The 20,024-nt window shown below is 63.7% G+C and carries 16 protein-coding genes; 10 read left to right on the top strand and 6 right to left on the bottom strand.

What is annotated here, in order from left to right; translation table 11 throughout:
• Positions 1-2 precede the first annotated feature (2 nt).
• The 5 genes from LPB260_RS05805 (at position 3) to LPB260_RS05785 (ending at position 6,944) form a co-directional block, all read left to right on the top strand.
• Entirely contained in the window at positions 3-1,007 is a 1,005-nt protein-coding gene (locus LPB260_RS05805; protein WP_208707762.1) for a serine/threonine-protein kinase, read from the top strand.
• 37 nt (positions 1,008-1,044) lie between these two features.
• A complete protein-coding gene (gene tssI / locus LPB260_RS05800; RefSeq protein WP_208707761.1) occupies positions 1,045-3,093 on the top strand; it encodes a type VI secretion system tip protein TssI/VgrG in 2,049 nt (682 codons plus the stop codon).
• A 60-nt stretch (positions 3,094-3,153) separates the two neighbouring features.
• Positions 3,154-5,490: a hypothetical protein gene (locus LPB260_RS05795; protein ID WP_208707760.1), complete on the top strand. Its 2,337-nt coding sequence runs from the start codon at positions 3,154-3,156 to the stop codon at positions 5,488-5,490.
• Between the two features lie 3 nt (positions 5,491-5,493).
• Positions 5,494-5,895 (top strand): hypothetical protein, encoded by a 402-nt coding sequence (locus tag LPB260_RS05790; protein WP_208707759.1) that lies wholly within the window; start codon positions 5,494-5,496, stop codon positions 5,893-5,895.
• 293 nt (positions 5,896-6,188) lie between these two features.
• Positions 6,189-6,944, top strand: a complete 756-nt coding sequence (locus tag LPB260_RS05785; RefSeq protein ID WP_208707758.1) for a lysozyme inhibitor LprI family protein — start codon at positions 6,189-6,191, stop codon at positions 6,942-6,944.
• Positions 6,945-7,005: 61 nt separating this feature from the next.
• On the opposite strand, the gene LPB260_RS05780 is transcribed toward LPB260_RS05785, so the two are convergent.
• Positions 7,006-7,491, bottom strand: a complete 486-nt coding sequence (locus LPB260_RS05780) for a hypothetical protein (RefSeq protein WP_208707757.1) — start codon at positions 7,489-7,491, stop codon at positions 7,006-7,008.
• Between the two features lie 466 nt (positions 7,492-7,957).
• On the opposite strand from LPB260_RS05780, the gene LPB260_RS05775 reads away from it, so the two are divergent.
• Entirely contained in the window at positions 7,958-10,156 is a 2,199-nt protein-coding gene (locus LPB260_RS05775; RefSeq protein ID WP_208707756.1) for a M14 family zinc carboxypeptidase, read from the top strand.
• Between the two features lie 176 nt (positions 10,157-10,332).
• Here LPB260_RS05775 and LPB260_RS05770 read toward each other — a convergent pair whose 3' ends face one another.
• The 5 genes from LPB260_RS05770 to purE all read right to left on the bottom strand — a co-directional run bounded on the left by LPB260_RS05770 (position 10,333) and on the right by purE (position 15,436).
• Entirely contained in the window at positions 10,333-12,396 is a 2,064-nt protein-coding gene (locus LPB260_RS05770; protein ID WP_208707755.1) for a sodium:proton antiporter, read from the bottom strand.
• A gap of 381 nt (positions 12,397-12,777) precedes the next feature.
• Positions 12,778-13,311 carry a DUF3299 domain-containing protein gene (locus LPB260_RS05765; RefSeq protein WP_208707754.1) on the bottom strand — a complete coding sequence of 178 codons (534 nt, stop codon included), beginning with the start codon at positions 13,309-13,311 and terminating at the stop codon, positions 12,778-12,780.
• Positions 13,312-13,345: 34 nt separating this feature from the next.
• Positions 13,346-13,591, bottom strand: coding sequence for a GlsB/YeaQ/YmgE family stress response membrane protein (locus LPB260_RS05760; protein ID WP_208707753.1), 246 nt, complete (start codon positions 13,589-13,591; stop codon positions 13,346-13,348).
• Positions 13,592-13,724: 133 nt separating this feature from the next.
• On the bottom strand, positions 13,725-14,810 hold the full coding sequence (locus LPB260_RS05755; protein ID WP_208707752.1) for a 5-(carboxyamino)imidazole ribonucleotide synthase: 1,086 nt from the start codon (positions 14,808-14,810) through the stop codon (positions 13,725-13,727).
• 134 nt (positions 14,811-14,944) lie between these two features.
• Positions 14,945-15,436 (bottom strand): 5-(carboxyamino)imidazole ribonucleotide mutase, encoded by a 492-nt coding sequence (gene purE / locus LPB260_RS05750; RefSeq protein ID WP_208707751.1) that lies wholly within the window; start codon positions 15,434-15,436, stop codon positions 14,945-14,947.
• 421 nt (positions 15,437-15,857) lie between these two features.
• Here purE and LPB260_RS05745 point away from each other — a divergent pair, with 421 nt between their 5' ends.
• The 4 genes from LPB260_RS05745 to LPB260_RS05730 all read left to right on the top strand — a co-directional run bounded on the left by LPB260_RS05745 (position 15,858) and on the right by LPB260_RS05730 (position 19,997).
• Positions 15,858-16,217 (top strand): VOC family protein, encoded by a 360-nt coding sequence (locus LPB260_RS05745; protein WP_208707750.1) that lies wholly within the window; start codon positions 15,858-15,860, stop codon positions 16,215-16,217.
• A gap of 259 nt (positions 16,218-16,476) precedes the next feature.
• Positions 16,477-17,469, top strand: coding sequence for an AraC family transcriptional regulator (locus LPB260_RS05740; protein WP_208707749.1), 993 nt, complete (start codon positions 16,477-16,479; stop codon positions 17,467-17,469).
• Between the two features lie 227 nt (positions 17,470-17,696).
• Positions 17,697-18,725: a histone deacetylase family protein gene (locus tag LPB260_RS05735; protein ID WP_208707748.1), complete on the top strand. Its 1,029-nt coding sequence runs from the start codon at positions 17,697-17,699 to the stop codon at positions 18,723-18,725.
• 159 nt (positions 18,726-18,884) lie between these two features.
• Positions 18,885-19,997: a polyamine ABC transporter substrate-binding protein gene (locus LPB260_RS05730; RefSeq protein ID WP_208707747.1), complete on the top strand. Its 1,113-nt coding sequence runs from the start codon at positions 18,885-18,887 to the stop codon at positions 19,995-19,997.
• Positions 19,998-20,024 lie beyond the last annotated feature (27 nt).

The raw sequence follows: 20,024 nt of genomic DNA, 5'->3' as shown, positions 1-20,024 counted from the left end.
GAATGAGTGAAGCCTTGCTCGACGGCACGCCGGCACTCGGCGGCGAAGCCAGCGACCTGACCTACTTCGCCCTGGCCGCCACCGCGGCCCCGGCGCAGGCGGCGCCCGCCCACGAGCCGGTGCGACTCGGCGAGCTGCCGGAGGTACTCGGCGGCCGCTACCGCATCGAACGCCTGCTCGGCGTCGGCGGCATGGGCGCGGTGTACCGTGCCCGCGACCTGCTGCGCGAACAGTTCGGCGACCCCGAGCCCTATGTCGCGGTCAAGACCCTGAGCGACGACTTCGCCGAGTACCCGGACGCCAATACCCTGCTGTACAGCGAGTTCGCCCTCACCGCGCGGCTCAGCCACCGCCATGTGGTGCGCCTGTTTGGCTTCGAGGTGGACCTGCCGAGCCAGCGCGCCTTCCTCACCCTGGAACTGCTCAAGGGTCCGACCCTCGATCAGCTGCTGGGCGAGCGTCCCGAGGGCCTGAGCTGGGCCGAATTGCACGAGATCGCCATCGCCCTGCTCGAGGCCCTGAGCTACTCGCACGACCAGGGCGTGCTGCACGGCGACCTCAAGCCCAGCAATGTGATGCTCGCCGCCGACGGCCTGCGCCTGTTCGACTATGGTCTCGGCCAGCCGCTGGAGGGGCTGCTGCCCGGTCTGCCGCGCCTGTGCCGCAGCCGCTTCGCCGCCTGGACGCCGCGCTACGCCGCGCTGGAACTGCTCGACGGCGCGCCGCTGTCCGCCGCCGCCGATGTCTATGCCCTGGCCTGCGTGCTGTACGAGCTGAGCAGCGGTCGCCACCCGTTTCGCCGCCTCAGCGCCAAGCAGGCCAAGGCCATGCAGCTGGACAACGACCTGTCACGGCCGCCCCAGCTGCCGCCCCACTGCTGGCACGCCCTGCGCACGGCCCTGGCGTTCGATCCGGCGCAACGCAACATCGGCTGCGCCGAGCTGCTCGAAGCATTTCGCACGCCGCCGCCAACGCGGCTGCAACGCTGGCTGCGCCCGGCGCGCTGACGGCCCCCATGGATGAGTTCTGCACAAGGAAATCGCAATGTTCAACCCGGCCAATGAAAGCCATTTCAGCCTGAGCATCGAGGGCGTCGAGCACGACCTGCAGGTGCTCGCCTTCAACGGTCGCGAGGCGATCAGCCAGCCCTACGCCTTCGAGCTGGAGCTGGTCAGCGAACGCCCCGACCTCGACCTGCAGAGCCTGCTGCACCAGCGCGCCTTCCTCGCCTTCAGCCCGGATGGCCCGGGCATCCATGGGCTGATCCATCGAGTGGCCCAGGGCGAATCCGGCAAGCGCCTGACCCGCTACAGCCTGCGCATCGTGCCGCAGCTGGCCTACCTGGCCCATCGTCACAACCAGCGCATCTTCCAGCACCTGACGGTGCCGCAGATCGTCGCCACGGTGCTGGAGGAACACGGCATCCTCGCCGACGCCTACCGCTTCCAGCTCGGCCCCACTGTCTACCCCGAGCGCGACTACTGCGTGCAGTACGACGAGAGCGACCTGCACTTCGTCCAGCGCCTGTGCGAGGAGGAAGGCATTCACTACCACTTCCGGCACAGCACGGACGGCCATGTACTGGTGTTCGGCGACGAGCAGAGCGCCTTCGCCAGGCTCGGCCAGCCCACCGCCTACCTGCAGGACAACGGCATGACCGCCGATGAGCCGGTGATCAAGCGCCTGCGGGTACGCCTGGAAACCCGCACCAGCCGCACCACCCGCCGCGACTACGACTTCGAGCAACCACGCCTGCTGATGCAGGCGGCGCACAAGGCCGAGCGCGACCCCGAGGCCGCGCCGCTGCCGGACCTGGAGGACTACGACTACCCCGGGCGCTTTGTGGACCGCAAGCGCGGCAAGCACCTGAGCCAGCGCCAGCTGGAGCGACATCGCGCCGACTACCGCCTGGCCGAAGGTCGCAGTGACCAGCCCAGGCTGGTCAGCGGCCACCTGCTGGAAATCTCCGAGCACCCGCGCCGCGAGTGGAACGACCTGTGGCTGCTCACCGAGGTCGTCCATGAGGGCAAGCAGCCCCAGGTGCTGGAAGAGTCGGTGACCCACGACGTGCAAATCGCTGATGGTTTCACTCAGGGCTACCGCAACCGCTTCACCGCCACCCCCTGGGACGTGCCCTTCCGCCCGCCGCTGGCCCACCTCAAGCCGCGCGTGCTCGGCAGCCAGAGCGCGGTGGTCACCGGCCCGGCCGGCGAGGAGATCCACTGCGACCAGTACGGCCGGGTCAAGGTGCAGTTCCACTGGGACCGCCACGGCCAGGCCGACGACAAGACCAGCTGCTGGCTGCGCGTGTCCAACAGCTGGGCCGGTGACGGCTATGGCGCCATCGCCATCCCGCGCATCGGCATGGAAGTGCTGGTGACCTTCCTCGAAGGCGACCCCGACCAGCCCCTGGTCACCGGCTGCCTGTATCACAAGGAACACGTGGTGCCCTACGACCTGCCGGCGAACAAGACCCGCACGGTATTCAAGACCCTGAGCAGCCCGGGTGGCGGCGGCTACAACGAACTGCGCATCGAGGACCGCAAGGGCGCCGAGCAGATCTACCTGCACGCCCAGCGCGACTGGGACGAGAACATCGAGCACGACCAGCGCATCCGCGTCGGCCACGAACGCCACGACACCGTCGAGGCCAACAGCTATACCGAGCTGCAGGCCGAGGAGCACCTCACGGTGCACGGCGACCGCAGGGTCCAGGTCAAACCCGACGACCACCTCACGGTCGGGCAGAACCAGCACATCAAGCTCGGCAGCGCCCAGCTGACCAAGGCCGGTCGGGAAATCCACCTCAAGGCCGGGCAGAAGATGGTGATCGAAGCCGGCACCGAACTGACCCTCAAGGCCGGCGGCAGCTTCATCAAACTCCACCCCGGCGGCATCACGATTTCCGGCCCCCTGGCCAAGATCAACGCCGGCGGCGCGCCGGGCAAGGGCTCGGGCATCAAGATCAAACCGCCGGTACTGCCGGGGGCAGCGGACAGCGACAAGGCGGGCAACCTGCTGGACGAGGCGCTGCTTAACCGGCTCGAACAGACCAAGAAGAAGCCCAAGCGCATGCTCAATTTCTCCGGCTGACAGGGATAGACGCAAGCCACCGCATGGCCTGCACACAAGGATTAGGGATTCGGAAAAATCATGGCAGACAGCAAACCGATCAACTGGGCGTATCCGTTTCCAAACACGGGGACAGCGATCAACCCTCTGCAGTATCTGACCAATATGGCCAAGGCCAGTGGTGGCTACTACCCGACTGGCGAAAACGGCCTATGGCATGGCGGCGTGCATTTCGACAAAGGCACCGCCGCAGTCTTCGATCAATCCAGCGTGCGCTGCATCGCCGACGGCGAGGTGATCGCCTACCGAATTAATGACAGCTACCCGATCAGCGAGTACCGCGACGATGTTCCCATGGTCAAGCGCGCACCATTTTCTTCGGGGTTCGTCCTGGTCAAACATAAGCTTCAGCCCCCCCGGCCGAGCAACGGAGGCGCAACAACCAGCGAACAGTCCCCCCCCGCGCTGACCTTTTACAGCCTGTATATGCACCTGCAGGATTGGGCCGCCTATCAGGCCAAATCAAGCCTCCCCCGGCCAACATTCTGGGGGGCGGACACGTATATAGTCGACACCAAGGATCAAGGCCTCAATGTCCGTGCCGAGCCCAACACCAACGGGGCGAAATTGGCGGTGCTAAGCAAAGGTGCGCAGGTTACCGTCAGCCATTCAGGGGGCGATTTCTGTAAGTTGCTCAGCATCGTCAGCGGTGCAGCCGAAGCGGCCCTGACGCCAGACAGCGAAGGCAAGCTACCCGGCTTTGTCGCCTTCAAATTGCTCAAAGCCCAGCTCGAACCCAAAGCCAAGGACAGTGTGGTGGTGCTGGACACAGGCATCGCGATCAAGGCCGGCGACCTGATCGGTCATCTAGGCACCTATCAAAACCACAACGGCGCAGCACAACCTCTGCTGCATCTGGAAGTGTTCAGCTGCGAAGACGTGCCTGGCTTTATCAGCAAAAGCCGAGCCTGGGCCCGTACCCTGCCAGATGCCGATAAAACCCTGCTCAAGGTCCACAAGGATGCCAGCCGGCTGATCGCGCACCGTGACGATATCAAGCCCGACAACCCACCCAAACAAGGCGATCCGGGCAACCGGATCGGTGTAGACCTGATCATTCCGCAAGCCTTGCTGGACGGATTGCCGGCCACCCACAAAATCAAGGTCAGCAACGCGGCCTCCGGCAGCAGTACGACCAACACAACCAACTGGTGGCGCCTGGACGGGCTGTTCGCCGACAAGGATGGCAACCCCATCAACGGCTGGCTTGCTGAACAGGACCTCATCACCACGCGCCATAGCCCATGGGAATGGCCAGGTTTCCAATGCATCGAAGACACTGGCACACCGGTCGAAAAGCTCGCCTATACCTTCAACGCCAAAGGCATGCTGAGTGAGGAGGAAAAGCAAAACTATCGCACCCAGATCAACAAGGCCGACGGCGGCCCTGTCCTCGCCATTGCCCGTCTCTTCGACATCGTCGACAGCGACAAAGACGGCGTACTAACCAGCGACGAAATTCGCGCAGCCCTCGGCAAACCCTGGCACGCCCAAGTGCTGGGTCAACTCATCACCAAGTACGAGAGCGAGTGGTACTGGGACAAGAGCAAATGGGACGAACTCGACCCGTTGCTGGCAGAGGAACCCGGCAAGCCGAACCAAATCTGGGAGATTGAGAAACAGCGGATCGAGAAGCTGAGTTGGTGGAGCGATCTGGCAGGCCAGCATGGGATTAGCGGGGATGGGAAGGCGTGGCATTTTCAAGTAATAGGGCTAATTGGTAGTTTCAGCCTCCTAGACGATGAGAATGATCTTAAGTGGCTAAAAGTTCCGCGTGGACAGCTAACATTCGACGTAGAAGGAAATGACATTACCAACTCAATTCATTTCAGCCGTGTGGCTCACTGGCCCAGGGGTGCTTCAGGGGTGACCATCGGGAGAGGCTATGACCTTGGCCAGCGCCCTAACCCAGAAGCTGATCTTACAGAAGCAGGTGTGCCAGAGCCTCTATTTAGCTGGCTAATAGGTGCCAAAGGCTTAAAAGGACAAGCTGCAAAAACATATTTAGATGGCGCAAGCGACGAAATTAAAAAATTCCAAATTACAAGAAAGCAGCAATATAAATTATTTATACCAGTTTATGAATTCATGAAGAGCGAAGTAATACGAATATCTGGATCACCCTCGAACATTGAAAGTTACGGATATCTTAACTGGAATGACATCAATAGTAAAATTCAAGACATTGCCGTCGATTTAATATATCGAGGCGACTACACTCCAAGCACCAGAAAACTAGTACAGCAACATATTGTTGACAATGACCTACCTGCGCTAAGCACAACAATCGCTGATAACTCAAAATGGCCTGGCGTACCAAGCGATCGATTTAATAGACGAGCAAGCTACCTGAGATAATACATGAGAAAAATATCCGAATTATTTATCCTGGCATTTCTCCCAACAGTAGCCATTGGCGGTGAGGTTGATTATTCAAAAATAGCCGAAGCAAGCTCTGCGCGAATCGGAGATACACTCGTACGATACTCCAGGCTATATGAAGAACCATGCGCATACATTCAAATAATTAACCCGAAAAACTGGCAAGCAACAGAAACAGCACGTATTTGCGAATTTAACGGCCTGTCTTTTGCTACGGAAGTTGCTGATGCATATTTTAGCAACCCTGAATTCTCCAAAAACGGCGTCCATCTACAGCTAAGCATAACGCCCTTGGAGCCTACAGGAGAACAAAACAAAAGATGCTTCGTACCGATTCAAAACAAACACATCGGGACTCTCGAATGCATAGATAGCAATTAGACTAGCCGTCCCGAATCAACAGAACAATAAGAGGCAAGGAACAGAGGACAGACCACGACTTATTAGGGAAAGGGGACAACTCTATTTGTGGCAGGTGGCGCACGCTTCTGGATAAATAAATCTTCCTACACTCCCAACATAGCGGCATTCTTCTAATAAGCCAGAAAATCCATATACGGATAAATATACGAATGGAAAAAGATAGATTTATTTATACGACTGCCCACATTCCAAACAAATGAAACTGCAATTTTTCTCGCCTCCGGATTTTTGCCCACAGTTGAGTTTAATTAATGCGCAATATCAGTATGTGCTTTGTTATTATTTTTCTTACAGCCGCGCAGGCAATGGCTGCATGCCGTACGCCTACAGATGATTTCAATGGGTTGCGCTGCTTAAGTGAAGCCTATAAAAACTCAGACATATCTCTAAATCAATCTTATACCAAACTCATATCGTCGCTAGACATGAAAGGCAAGCAGGTTGCTAGAGAAAGCCAGCTAAGTTGGATCAGATTGAGAGATGGTCAGTGCGGATATAGGCAGCCTTATCAGTTTTTATTTGATATGGACTGTGCAATAAAAATCACCCAAGAGCGAAATTTATATCTGCGGGAACTGCAGAATGAGTGCAGAGGACCAGATTGCCTCTACAGCGATCCAGGTCTGGCCCGGCGCATCGACATAAAAACTGCATTCTTGACCGGATTTCTGAGCTCAATAAAATCAAAAGATGTGAAGCGTTTTATGCAACACATGAACAAGGAATATCTTGAAGAACAACTCTATGGTTTTCTAAAAGGTGATTATGAATATTTTATTAATTCATTTCTTTGGGGTAGAAATACCCTTGACAATAGCTATGCCAATATAGCGATTGACTCAATAGAAGAAATCGAAATCACCTCATACAAAGCAAATCAAGACAACCCTTTAGCATTCAATGTTAAAGTACTCGTTTTTTGGAGGGAGGGAAAATCAGAGTGTGAATTCGTCATGCGTTTTGACCCTGATTCAGGAATATTTTCGATAATAGGAAGCTATGGTTAGACGCCAGGATTAAATGGGACAAAAAGGGGAAAGATTTATTAATCAAACAAATCTGCCCCCATTACTCATACAGCAACCACCACCCCGCCGCCCTGACCTCCTCACCGTCCACGGCAAACAGCAACTGGTCGTGTTGTCCGCGCCACTCATAGGCCCAGAGTTCGCCGCTAGGTTGGCCTTGCCAGTTGGTCTGGCGCAGGCCATCTGCGTATTCGGCCGCGGCGGGGGCTAAGACCCTATCCGGGGCGCCGAACAGGGTACGCAGTTGGCTGGCGTCGTAGCGCTCGGTCCAGGCTAGGTCGAGCAACTGCTGCATCAATTGGTGCTTGGCGCCCTGCCATTTGTCGACCTGGTCGTCCCACGCGCCGCCGGTGAAATGCCCCGGTTTGGCGCGCATCGCTTGCCACTTGTGGGCCAGGCGCTGGGCTTCGGTCGACAGCTGCGGCGCGGGTTCGGCGACGGCGCAGGCCGTCAGCAGGGCGGCCAAGCCACAGGCCGCCAGCTTGTCGAGCAGGCTGCCCAGCGCCGATCTTCGTGAATGCGACATATCCTTATATCTCCGTGATCGATTCGACACTTCCCGCGCGCGAAGTAACGGCAATTTAAGGCGCCGGCGCGGCCGTCATTTATCTGGCTGCCAACGCCGCGAAATCCTTCGCCATCCATCGGCGGCGCTAACCGATTGATTCGAAAAACCAGGCAATGCGCTCGACCGCGCCGCGGTTTCTCTGCGCCACACGCAGGCTGTCGCTTATAGCGTACCGAATGCCCAAAAAGCCTTATTTTCTGCGGACTTAGCCGGAAATTGACAGCAAATTAGAGCACTTCTACTTTGCAACGGTTCCCTGCCCGCGCTGGCACCAGTAGCCGATCGGGATCAGTTGAGGAAGTACTGACCCGTTCCCGGCTGGCAGCGGAATGCATGCCCTAGCCGTCCTGAGTTCCACAAGAACTCTTCCCATCGCGAAGCCCATCCCGCTTCGCCGAGCAACTTTATTCGAAGGAAATGAATAATGAAGACAGCTCTACACACCTTCTCTGCCATCGCCCTGCTGGTGGCCAGTGTCAATACCGGCCTGGCGTTGGCTGCCCCCAACGCCTCGCAGGACGACTTTCTCCTGCTCGAGCAGGAGAAGGCCTCCAACAAGATCTACAAGGCGTTCTTCCCCAACAAGGAGGTGGCCCGCAAGGCGGCCATCAGTTTCCACGGCCAGATGCTCGAGTCGCATTACAACGACGGCTACCTGGTGATGGAGTTGAACGACGAAGAGATGCAGAAGCTGCAGGTGTTCGGCTTCACCTTCGCCCCGGCCAGCGAGTTCATCGAGAAGCGCAATCAGGTGCTGACCAACATGCAGAACCGCCTGCTGCTGAAACAGCAGGCGAAGTCGAGCGACAGCATGAGCACCAGCAGCGCCGCCGCCAGCGGTATTCCCGGCTACTCCTGCTACGCCACGGTGGAGGAAACCTTCGCGGTGGCCGCCGGCATGGCCAGCAGCAAGCCGACCCTGGCGCAGTGGCTGGATGTCGGCGACTCCTGGGAGAAGAGCAGCAACCTGGGCGGCCACGACATGCGCGTGCTCAAGCTGACCAACCAGGCCAAGACCGGCAACAAGCCCAAGCTGTTCATCAACAGCGCCATCCATGCCCGCGAGTACACCACCGCGGCGCTGACCCTGGACTTCGCCCGCTGGCTGGTCGACGGCTATGGCCAGGATGCCGATGCCACCTGGATTCTCGACCACCACGAGGTGCACATCATGCTGATGGCCAACCCGGACGGCCGCAAGAAGGCCGAGACCGGGCTGTCCTGGCGCAAGAACACCAACCAGAACTACTGCGGCGCCACCAGCAACAGCCGCGGCGCCGACCTCAACCGCAACTTCACCTTCGGCTGGAACAGCACCAACGGCCAGGGCTCCAGCGGCAGCCAGTGCAACGACACCTACCGTGGCCCAAGCGCCGGTTCCGAGCCGGAGATCCAGGCCCTGGAGAACTACGTGCGCGGCCTGTGGCCGGACCGTCGCGGCCCGGGCAAGAACGACGCGGCGCCCAGTGACACCAGCGGCATCCACCTGGATATCCACAGCTACAGCGAACTGGTGCTCTGGCCCTGGGGCGACACCAGCACCCCGGCGCCCAACGGCACAGCCCTGCAGACCCTGGGACGCAAGTTCGCCTTCTTCAACGGCTACAGCCCGCAGCAGTCCATCGGCCTCTACCCCACCGACGGCACCAGCGACGGCATCAGCTATGGCGAACTCGGCGTGGCGGCCTTCACCTTCGAGCTGGGCACCCAGTTCTTCCAGAACTGCAGCACCTACACCAACACCATCAAGCCGAACAACCTGCCGGCGCTGATCTACGCCGCCAAGGTGGTGCGCAGCCCCTACCTCACCCCGTCCGGGCCGGACGTGACCGCCCTCAGCCTCAGCGGCAGCGCCGCCACCACCGGCGTACCGGCCGGCACCGCGGTGACCATCAGCGGCACGGCCAGCGACGCCCGCTTCAACAACAGCAACGGCAGCGAAAGCACCCAGGCGATCAACGCGGTGGAGGTCTACATCGACAAGGCGCCCTGGGAATCCGGCGCCACGCCTGCGGCCCTGCAGGCCAGCGACGGCAGCTTCAACAGCGCCACCGAGGGCTTCACCGGCAGCCTGGTGACCGCAGGGCTGAGCGAAGGCAAGCACCTGGTCTATGTGCGCAGCCGCGACAGCTCCGGTGCCTGGGGCGCGGTCAGCGCCAGCTTCCTGGTGATCAACAAGGATGGCGGCACCCCGCCGGCGCAGTACTGCAGCGCCGCCAGTGGCAGCGCCAGCTACGAGTGGATCGGCAAGGTGCAGGTCGGCAGCTTCAGCAACAGCTCGGGCGCCAGCAGCTACAGCGACTTCACCGGCCAGCAGATCAACGTGCTGCGCGGCAACAACAGCCTGACCCTCACCCCGCAGTTCGCCGGCACCGCCTACAAGCAGTACTGGAAGGTGTGGATCGACCTCAACCAGGACGGTGATTTCAGCGACGCCGGCGAGCAGGTGTTCAGCTCCGGCAGTGCCAAGACCACGGTGATCAACGGCACCCTGAACATCCCAACCGGAGCCACCAGCGGCAAGACCCGCATGCGCGTGGCCATGCGCTACAACACCGCGCCCAACGCCTGCGGCACCTACGACTACGGCGAAGTGGAGGACTACAGCGTGCTCATTCCGTAAAGCGCCTGAGGGACCGTGGCTCCTCTCCCGGTCCCGCCCCTTCCACTGGACGGGCCCGGGTGATGGCGCGCGCCGCCTTCACCTGGGCCACCTGCCTCGCCCGAACAGCCCCCGAACGCACCCTCACCGACACCAAGCCCCGCCAGCGCACAGCCCACTGCGCAGCGGCCAGCGCCCTAGTCTTTTCGATCCAGCGCGTCGGCGCGACCACGGGCCAGCTCGAACATCTGCTGCTCCACCCGTTCGATCAGCTTGCGACTCTCCGCCGGCTCCAGCACGCCCTCGTCCGCCAGGTGCTGCACCGCCTCGCGCTGGCGGTTGAGCAGCAGGCGCAGCGCCGTATAGGTCTCCAGCTGGCCGACCGCGGCGCCATGCTCACGCCGCAGTTGCTCCAGGCAGTGCCGGGCCTGCTCCAGGTTGGCGGCGATCTGCCGCTGCGCGGCCGCCGCCATGGCGGGGTCCGGGGCCAGGTCGGCGGCCAGGCTCAGCAACGCCTGCTGGGCCTGCAGGTAGCCGCGCAGGGTGCCGTAGACCGCGGCCAGGTGACGAAAGCGCGTGCGATGCAGCCAGCCCCAGCGGGCCAGGCGCTCGAGCCAGGGCGGATCGGACCAGAGCGTCTGCAGCTTGCGCCGCGGCCCCAGGTCGGGCGTGCCGTCGAGCGCCGCCTCCACCGCCTCGACCAGCCGCCCCGCGGCGCCATGGTCGAGCAGCCCCAGGCCGAACTGGTTCCAGTAGTTCTGCCGCTCGCTCTCCAATAGCTGGCGCTTGTAGAAGATCTCCAGGTCCTCCTCCGGCCCCGGATCGCTGGCCTGGAATTGCGGGCTCAGGCGCAGCCCCTGCAGGCTGCGCTCGATGCTCGCCCAGTCGGCGTCGGCGAGCAGCTCGTCCCGGCGCAGGAAGCTGAGCAGGTCGGCCACCTCGCTGTGAATCAGCCCCTCGGCCTTGAGTACCGTGGCGCGCTTGGCCGCCGGCAGCTGGGCCAGGCCGAGGTAGCGCAGCAGGGCGCTGATGGTGCCGCCGTTGATCACGATGGTCAGCACCACCAGGCCGGCGGTGAGGAACAGCACCTGTTCACGGATCTCGGCGTCGATCTGGCTCTGCTGCGCCACCGACAGCGCCAGGGCCAGGGCCACCGCGCCGCGCAGGCCGCCCCAGGTGAGGACGATGGCCTTGTCGCGGGTCAGGCCGATGCCCAGGCGCGCCAGCAGCGGCGAGAGCAGCGCGATGGTGGTGCCGCGGATCAGGTTCACCCCGAGATAGAGCAGCAGCAGGCTCAGCCACATGCCCAGCGACGGCGGCGCCACCAAGCGGGCGATGATGATGCCAACCAGCAGGAAGATCAGGGTGTTGAAGATATAGGCGAGCATTTCCCAGAAATGCCGCAGGTAGTGCATCACCTCCGGGCTGAAGCGCGTGCGGCCGACGCCGGCCAGCAGCACCGCGGTGGTCACCACCGCCACCACCCCCGAGGAATGGAAGCCATGCTCGGCGACGATGAAGCCGAGGTAGGCCGCGGCGATGGTCACCACGGTTTCCAGCACCGCATCGTTGAACACCTTGCCGACCCAGAACACCACCGCGGCCGCCACCAGCAGGCCGACCAGGGCGCCTACGCAGACCACCCGCAGGAACTCCAGGCTGACCGAGCCGATCCCCGTATCGACCGCGCCGCCCACCAGCATGCTGTAGAACAGCACGAAGAAGACGATGGCGGTGCCGTCGTTGAGCAGGGATTCGCCCTCGATCAGGGTCTCCAGGCGCTTGCGCGAGCTTTGCTCCTTGAGCAGCGACACCACGGCCACCGGGTCGGTGGCGCTGACCAGGGCGCCGAACATCAGCGCCACCGGCCAGCTCCAGTCCAGGGGCAGGGCCAGGCGCACCAGCAGCGCGGTGAGCAGGGTCGCGATCAGCAGGCCGGGCACCGCCAGCAGGGCGATCTGCACCAGCATGCGGCGGAACAGGTGCACTTCCATGGCGAAGGCCGATTCGAAGATCAGCGCCGGCAGGAACAGGAACAGGATCAGTTGCGGCTCGATACCGGCCACCTGCTCGATGCTCTGACCGAACTCCGCCGCCCACGCCGGCAGCCAGGCCTGCTGGGCCAGCGCGCCCAGGAGCAGGCCGAGCAGCAGCAGGGCCACCGAATAGGGCACCTTGCTGCCGTGCAGGAAGAAGCGCAGCAGGGCGCCGCTGAGCAGGGCGAAGACCGCGAACAGCAGAATCGCCAGACCTTGTGTCATGGCTCGCTCCCCGAGTCCGGGCAGGCGCAGGCCGATCCGTGCTCAGGAAGCCAGGCAGCCGGCACGAAAGGGACACCTGGCTTCAAGCATAGGCAAAGGGAGGGTCTTGCGGCGCGCCAGGCCCGACGCTCGGACCCGGTAGGGTGCGCCATGCGCACCACCGGCAACCAGGTGCTTGGTGCGCGCAGCACACCCTGCGAGCCTGACGACCGGGCATTCCGTAGGCTGCGCCAGGCGCACCACCGGCAACCAGGCATCTGGTGCGCGCAGCGCACCCTGCGGGTCTGACGACCGGGCATCCCGTAGGGTGCGCCATGCGCTCCACCGGCAACCAGGCATTTGGTGCGCGCGGCGCACCCTACGTGCGTGGAGCGCCGCCCCTTAGAGGTCCGCCTCCTCCACCAGGCGCACCGAGCCGGCATCCAGGGCGTAGGCCGCATCGGCCAGTTCGTTACTCACCGGCTCGACCTTGAGGGTGCCGCTGACCCACAGCGGCGCGTAGATGTCTTGCAGCTCGATGCCCTGGGGGTAGCGCACCAGCACCAGCTGATTGGGCGGCGGCGGCGGCACGTGGATGCAGGCGCCGGGATAGGGCACCAGGAAGAACAGGGTGCTGCGGCCCTCGGCGTCGCTTTCCAGGGGTACCGGGTAGCCACCCAGGCGGATCGACTTGCCGTCCAGCGCCGCCACCGTGCTGGTCGAGTACATCACCGCCGGCAGGCTGTTGTCCTGCTGCTTGAGGCCGCCGGGAGCATAGAAGGCGCTGTCCTGCTCCGCGCCGTCGTGGCTGATCTCCGGCATCGCCTCGAGGGCCTGGCGGTCCTCCTCCGGCATCAGCTCCAGCCAGTCGGTTTCGGCCGGCTCGGCCAGCGCCAGGCGGCTCAGTACAAGCAGAATCAGCAGCAGATAACGCATAGGGAATACTCGCAGATGCCGTCAGGGGCCTGGCTCAGCCCTTTTTGATCGCGCCATAGATGATCAGCAGGACCACGGCGCCGACCACCGCGCCGATAAAGCCCGCCGTCTGGCCAACCTCGTAGATGCCCAGGGCCTGGCCTCCGTAGGTCGCGGCGATGGAGCCGCCGATGCCCAGCAGGATGGTCATGATCCAGCCCATGCCGTCGTTGCCGGGCTTGAGGAAACGTGCGATCAGGCCAACGATCAGGCCGATGAAGATGATACCGATGATGCCCATGGCGTGCCCTCCGGACAGATGGAAAGCCACGGTCCAGATGACCGTGGCGCTAGGCCATCAGACGGGCAGGCGCCCCAGAGGTTCCGCATGAGCGCCCCGGCGCCGTCGCTGGACGGCGCCGGGGCAGGCCGCATCAGGCCCCGGCGATCAGCGCCTGGACTTCGCCGATGCGCGCATCCAGGGTCGCCCGGTCGGCGCAGCGCAGGGTGGCGTGACCGACCTTGCGGCCGATCTTGAAGGCCTTGCCGTAGTGGTGCAGGTGGCAGTCGTCGATGGCGATCACCTTGTCCACCGCCGGCACTTCGCCGATGAAGTTGAGCATGGCGCTCTCGCCGAGCTTGGCGGTCGAGCCCAGCGGCAGGCCGGCAACGGCGCGCAGGTGGTTCTCGAACTGGCTGCACTCCGAGCCCTCGATGGTCCAGTGCCCGGAGTTGTGCACCCGCGGGGCGATCTCGTTGGCCTTGAGGCCGCCGTCGACCTCGAAGAACTCGAAGGCCAGCACGCCGACGTAGTCGAGCTTGCTCAGCACGCGGCCGACGTAGTCCTCGGCCAGGGCCTGCAGCGGGTGGTCCGTGCTGGCGATCGACAGGCTGAGGATGCCGTTGTCGTGGGTGTTGTGCACCAGCGGGTAGAAGCGCGTCTCGCCATCGCGGCCACGCACGGCGACCAGCGACACTTCGCCACTGAACGGCACGAAGCCTTCGAGGATGCACGGCACGCTGCCCAGTTCGGCGAAGGCATCGACCACGTCTTCGGGCTTGCGCAGGACCTTCTGGCCCTTGCCGTCATAGCCCAGGGTGCGGGTCTTGAGCACCGCCGGCAGGCCGATGCTCAGGGCCGCGGCGTCCAGGTCGGCCTGGCTCAGCACGTTGGCGAATTCCGGGGTGGGAATGCCCAGATCCTTGAACATCGACTTTTCGAACCAGCGGTCGCGGGCGATGCGCAGCGATTCGGCGCAGGGGTAGACCGGCACGAACTGCGAGAGGAAGGCCACGGTCTCGGCCGGCACGCTCTCGAACTCGAAAGTCACCAGGTCGACCTCGTCGGCCAGCTGGCGCAGGTGGTCCTGGTCGCCGTAGTCGGCGCGGATGTGCTCGCCCAGGGCCTGGGCACAGGCGTCCGGCGCCGGGTCGAGGAAAGCGAAGTTCATGCCCAGCGGAGTGCCCGCCAGGGCCAGCATGCGGCCCAGCTGACCGCCACCGATTACACCGATTTTCATCTAGAAAGCCCCTTTCAATGGGTGGCGAGAGCAAGCAGGTGTGCGTCGCGCGCCGCCCAGCACGCGGATTCTACACCCAGCCCCCGGGCATGCCGAGCCAGGCACGGCGCGCGGAGGCGCCGTGCCGCAGCCACTCAGGCCTGACGCGGGTCCGGGTTGTCCAGCACGGTCTCGGTCTGTTCCTGGCGGAACTTCTTCAGCGCCGCGTGGAACTCCGGGTGCTGGTGGCCGAGGATGCTCGCCGCCAGCAGCGCCGCGTTGACCGCACCGGCCTTGCCGATGGCCAGGGTGGCGACCGGGATGCCGGCCGGCATCTGCACGATCGACAGCAGCGAATCGACGCCCGAGAGCATCGACGACTGCACCGGCACGCCGAGCACCGGCAGGTGGGTCTTGGCCGCGCACATGCCCGGCAGGTGGGCGGCGCCGCCGGCACCGGCGATGATCACCTGGATGCCACGACCTTCGGCCTCTTCGGCGTACTGGAACAGCAGGTCCGGGGTGCGGTGGGCGGACACCACCTTGACCTCATGGGGAATGCCCAGCTTGTCCAGCATCTCGGCGGTGTGGCTAAGGGTGGACCAGTCGGACTTGGAGCCCATGATCACGCCAACCAGTGCGCTCATCGTCGTGCCTCTTCATCTGGCGCCTGTCGGCGCGTCAAAAACCAACAAGCCACGCACAGGGGCGTGGCTTGTCATGTTTGGGTCAAACCCGCGAGCCGGCGGATTTGAAGGCGGCGCAGTATAGCGTAACGACACAAATAGCGCCCCCCCTGCATGACCGTCCGTCGCCAGACGCCGGGCGCGGGCTGTGTGGCCTTTCCGCTATGAGGACGCGGCGCAACGAGTAGCCTGCCACTCACGGTGGAAAGGCTTCGCCGTTTTCCACCCTCAGGCCGCTGCGGTGGTGGGTGGAGGCGCCGGGGGCGTAGGGTGGGCAACGCGTTGTTTGCCCACCAGGTTCTTGGGCGAAGCGAAAAGGCAGACAAGCTCAATTATGCTGAACCTATAGGCCTGCCCCGCGGACACCAGAGAGAACAGCACGATGAACCAGCACGAAAAGCTCAACTACGTCGAATTTCCGGCCAAGGACCTGGCCGCGACCAAGGCCTTCTTCGAGGCGGCGTTCGCCTGGGCCTTCACCGATTACGGCCCGGAGTACACGGCGTTTGCCGACCAGGGCCTGAATGGCGGGTTCTTCAAAGCGAACTTGTGCGCGGAGCAGGACCAGGGCAGCGCCCTGCTGGTGTTCTACAGCGCCGCCCTGGAAGAAACCCAGGCCAAAATCGAGCGGGCCGGCGGACGGATCAGCAAGGCCATCTTCGCCTTCCCCGGCGGCCGGCGTTTCCATTTCATCGAGCCCAGCGGCAACGAGTTCGCGGTGTGGAGCGATATCGACGCCTAGGACGTCGAATCACCAAACAAGAAGCTGAATAACTCCGCTGGCAGAGGCTGCGCCTCCTTCCACTGTTCGTTGCCTGTAACCGTGCTGGGCAACAACCGGAGTATCAAGTTTTGCCTGGGCCTCAGTAGGCTGGGTGACGCGCTGTTGGCCCACGAACTGCCAACGGTTTACCCATAAGTTACGGACGAAGCCGATCAACCTTGGCTCGCGGTATGCTTCTTGCTGTTTTTCAGTCATCCGAAGCGCACGGAATCCCCCCATGCTGCACGCCCACCTGACCACCCTGCACGTGGTGTCGCTGATCCTCGAGCTGTTCGCCGAGCGGCCCGACGCGGCCGAGGCCCTGTTGGCCGGCAGCGGCATCCAGGCCGGCGACCTGGACGGCGACGATCTGCGCATCACCCGCACCCAGGAGTTGCAGGTATGCGCCAATGCCCTGGCCCTGCGCAGCGATCTCGGCCTGGAGCTGGGCCGCCGCCTGCATGTGTCGTCCTACGGTCTGCTCGGCTACGCCGCCCTGTCCAGTGCCACCCTGGGGGACGCCTGGCGGCTGATGCTGCAGTACCCGGCCCTGCTCGGCACCTATTTCAGGCTGGATCTGAACGTCGAGGGCGAGCTGGCCTGGGTCAGCGCCGCCGGGTACCGCCACGCACCGGCGCTGGAACAGTTCAACGTGGAGATGTGCCAGGCCTCGCTCAAGCTGATCTGCGACGAGCTGCTCGGCCAGCCGCTGCCGCTGGTCGCGGCGCAGTTCCGCCACGGCCGGCCGACCTATGTCGAGCGCTATAGCGCCAGCTTCCCTTGCCCGCTGCAGTTCGACGCCACGCGCAACGCTTTCGCCTTCCCGGCCGAGTGGCTGCAGCGGCGCCTGCCGCTGGCCGACCCGGTCACCCACCAGGACATGCTGGCGCGCTGCCGCAAGCAGAACGCCGAGTTCACCACCCGCCAGGCCTGGCTGCAGCGGGTGCGCGAGGAGTTGACCAGCCAGCTGGCCGCGCCGCCGGGACTCGAGCAACTGGCGCAGCAGATGCACTGCTCGCCGCGCACCCTGCGCCGGCGCCTGCGGGAACTCGGCACCCACTACCAGGAGCTGCTCGACGAGCTGCGCTTCGAGCGGGCCAAGGCCCTGCTGGCCCAGGAGGACTGGCCGATCTGCCGCATCGCCGAGGCCCTGGGCTTCAGTGAGAGCGCCAGTTTCCGCCATGCCTTCCAGCGCTGGAGCGGGGTCGCACCCAGTCGCTTTCGCGCCTGATCAGCCTGGCCCAGCGATATCGACCTGCCCCTAGGGTGCGGTAAGCACCCAGCCGTTTGCGACCCGGCCCTGGTGCGCACGGCGCACCCTACGAGCCAAGGCAAGCGCCGGCCAACACTTTTGGCCACATCGATCCCCTATTGGCCGTTGCCAGCGTTCTCCTGCCGGCCCACGCGGCGAACAATGACTCCTACAACAACACAGGCGAGACCGGGAGCCGTTCACCCATGCTGACCTACTACAGCGACGACCATCACCTGCACCACGGCAGCTGCGAGCTGATCGACGGCCAGTTGCTGCCCTGTTTCGAGAAGCCGCAGCGCGCCGACCATATCCTCGCGCGGGTTAGGGAACGCGACCTCGGCGAGGTGCGCGCGCCCAAGGACTTCGGCCGCGCGCCACTGGCGCGCATCCACTCGCCGGCCTACCTGGACTTCCTCGAAGGCGCCTGGGCGCGCTGGCAGGCTCAGGGCGGCAAGGGCGACCTGCTGCCCTACACCTGGCCGGCACGCACCCTGCGCCAGCAGCTGCCCAGCAGCCTGCACGGCCAGCTCGGCTACTACAGCTTCGACGCCGGCGCGCCGATCACCGCCGGCACCTGGCAAGCCGCCTACAGCGCCGCCCAGGTGGCCCTCAGCGCCCAGGCGGAGATCGCCGCCGGCGCCCACAGCGTGTTCGCCCTGTGCCGGCCGCCGGGTCACCATGCCGCCGCCGAGGTGATGGGCGGCTACTGCTACCTGAACAACGCCGCCATCGCCGCCCAGGCCTTCCTCGACCAGGGCCGCGCCAAGGTGGCGATCCTCGACGTCGACTACCACCACGGCAACGGCACCCAGTCGATCTTCTACCAGCGCAGCGACGTGGTGGTGGCCTCGATCCACGGCGACCCGGCGGCCGAGTTTCCGTTCTTCCTCGGCCATGCCGACGAGTACGGCGAGGGGGCCGGCGAGGGCTGCAACTTCAACTACCCGCTGCCCGCCGGCAGCGACTGGGTGACCTGGAGCGCGGCGCTGGAACAGGCCTGCCAGCGCATCGCCGAATCGGGCGCCGAGGTGCTGGTGGTGTCGCTGGGGGTGGACACCTTCAAGGACGACCCGATTTCCCAGTTCAAGCTCGACAGTCCGGACTACCTGCGCATGGGCGAACGCATCGAGGCCCTCGGCCTGCCGACCCTGTTCGTCATGGAAGGCGGCTACGCGGTGGAAGCCATTGGCATCAACGCCGTGAACGTACTGGAAGGTTTCGAGGGCGCCTGAGCCCTGCTCGACGCCCAGGCTCGTAGCTTCGTAGGGTGGACGACGCTCTTTTCGTCCACCGGATCTCCCCAGGTGGATGGATAAAACGTCATCCACCCTACGACAATCCCGCGCTCCCGGGCGCGGTGATTGAATCACAAGAAAAATGGAGTGACCGCGATGAACAGACTCACCCGCACCCTGAGCGCCACCCTCTGCGCCGGCGCCCTGCTCGGCGGCCTCGGCCAGGCGCAAGGCGCCGACAAACCGCGCGAGCTGCGCGTGTACAACTGGGCCGACTACATGCTGCCCTCGGTGCCCAAGGCGTTTCAGGAGAAATCCGGCATCCAGCTGACCTGGGACGTGTTCGACACCAACGAGGCCCTGGAGGCCAAGCTGCTTACCGGCAACTCCGGCTACGACCTGGTGGTGCCGACCAACACCTTCCTCGACACCGAGATCCGCGCCGGGGTATTCCAGAAGCTGGACAAGAGCAAGCTGCCCAACTGGCAGCACCTGGATCCGGCGCTGCTGCAGCTGATGGCCGCCAACGACCCGGGCAACGAGCACGCGGTGCCCTACATGTACGGCACCGTGCTGCTCGGCTTCAACCCGGAGAAGGTCAAGGCCGCCCTCGGCGCGGACGCCCCGGTGAACAGCTGGGAGCTGATCTTCAAGGAGGAGAACATCGCCAAGCTGGCCCAGTGCGGGGTGACCATGCTCGACTCGCCGGGCGAGATCCTGCCCATCGCCCTGCACTACCTGGGCCTCGATCCCTCCAGCACCAGGCGCGAGGACTACGACAAGGCCACCGACCTGCTGCTGAAGATCCGCCCGCACGTGCGCTACTTCCACTCGGCCAAGTACATGAACGACATCGCCAACGGCAACATCTGCGTGGCGGTCGGCTACTCGGGCAGCTTCTACCAGTTCGCCAACCGCGCCAAGGAAGCCGGCAATGGCGTGGTGGTCGACTGGCGCCTGCCCAAGGAAGGCGCGCCGCTGTGGTTCGACTCCTTCGCCATCCCCGCCAGCGCGCGCAACGTCGAGGAGGCCCACGAGTTCCTCAACAACCTGCTCGACCCGCAGGTGGTGGCGCCGATCAGCACCTTCCTCGGCTACCCCAACCCGAACAAGGACGCCATGCCGCTGGTCAGCGCGGAGATTCGCGACAACCCTGATCTGACCCCGAATGCGCAGGCGCAGAAGACCCTGTTCGTGCTCAAGCCGCTGCCGCAGAAGGCCGAGCGCCTGCGCACCCGTGCCTGGACGCGGATCAAGTCGGGGACCTGAGGCTGCCAAAGGCCGCCTGCCCGGCTC

The organism is Pseudomonas sp. LPB0260 (genome assembly GCF_013388395.1).
The sequence above is the reverse complement of the archived record's forward strand: the minus strand, read 5'-3'. Positions and strand labels throughout refer to the sequence as shown.

Excerpts from the sequence above, each read along its gene's own strand:
- purE (WP_208707751.1), bottom strand. The coding sequence starts at position 15,436 with ATGAGCGCACTGGTTGGCGTGATCATGGGCTCCAAGTCCGACTGGTCC.
- tssI (WP_208707761.1), top strand. The coding sequence starts at position 1,045 with ATGTTCAACCCGGCCAATGAAAGCCATTTCAGCCTGAGCATCGAGGGC.
- LPB260_RS05770 (WP_208707755.1), bottom strand. The coding sequence starts at position 12,396 with ATGACACAAGGTCTGGCGATTCTGCTGTTCGCGGTCTTCGCCCTGCTC.
- LPB260_RS05795 (WP_208707760.1), top strand. The coding sequence starts at position 3,154 with ATGGCAGACAGCAAACCGATCAACTGGGCGTATCCGTTTCCAAACACG.
- LPB260_RS05780 (WP_208707757.1), bottom strand. The coding sequence starts at position 7,491 with ATGTCGCATTCACGAAGATCGGCGCTGGGCAGCCTGCTCGACAAGCTG.
- LPB260_RS05740 (WP_208707749.1), top strand. The coding sequence starts at position 16,477 with ATGCTGCACGCCCACCTGACCACCCTGCACGTGGTGTCGCTGATCCTC.
- LPB260_RS05785 (WP_208707758.1), top strand. The coding sequence starts at position 6,189 with ATGCGCAATATCAGTATGTGCTTTGTTATTATTTTTCTTACAGCCGCG.
- LPB260_RS05805 (WP_208707762.1), top strand. The coding sequence starts at position 3 with ATGAGTGAAGCCTTGCTCGACGGCACGCCGGCACTCGGCGGCGAAGCC.
- LPB260_RS05775 (WP_208707756.1), top strand. The coding sequence starts at position 7,958 with ATGAAGACAGCTCTACACACCTTCTCTGCCATCGCCCTGCTGGTGGCC.
- LPB260_RS05755 (WP_208707752.1), bottom strand. The coding sequence starts at position 14,810 with ATGAAAATCGGTGTAATCGGTGGCGGTCAGCTGGGCCGCATGCTGGCC.
- LPB260_RS05730 (WP_208707747.1), top strand. The coding sequence starts at position 18,885 with ATGAACAGACTCACCCGCACCCTGAGCGCCACCCTCTGCGCCGGCGCC.
- LPB260_RS05765 (WP_208707754.1), bottom strand. The coding sequence starts at position 13,311 with ATGCGTTATCTGCTGCTGATTCTGCTTGTACTGAGCCGCCTGGCGCTG.
- LPB260_RS05790 (WP_208707759.1), top strand. The coding sequence starts at position 5,494 with ATGAGAAAAATATCCGAATTATTTATCCTGGCATTTCTCCCAACAGTA.
- LPB260_RS05735 (WP_208707748.1), top strand. The coding sequence starts at position 17,697 with ATGCTGACCTACTACAGCGACGACCATCACCTGCACCACGGCAGCTGC.
- LPB260_RS05760 (WP_208707753.1), bottom strand. The coding sequence starts at position 13,591 with ATGGGCATCATCGGTATCATCTTCATCGGCCTGATCGTTGGCCTGATC.
- LPB260_RS05745 (WP_208707750.1), top strand. The coding sequence starts at position 15,858 with ATGAACCAGCACGAAAAGCTCAACTACGTCGAATTTCCGGCCAAGGAC.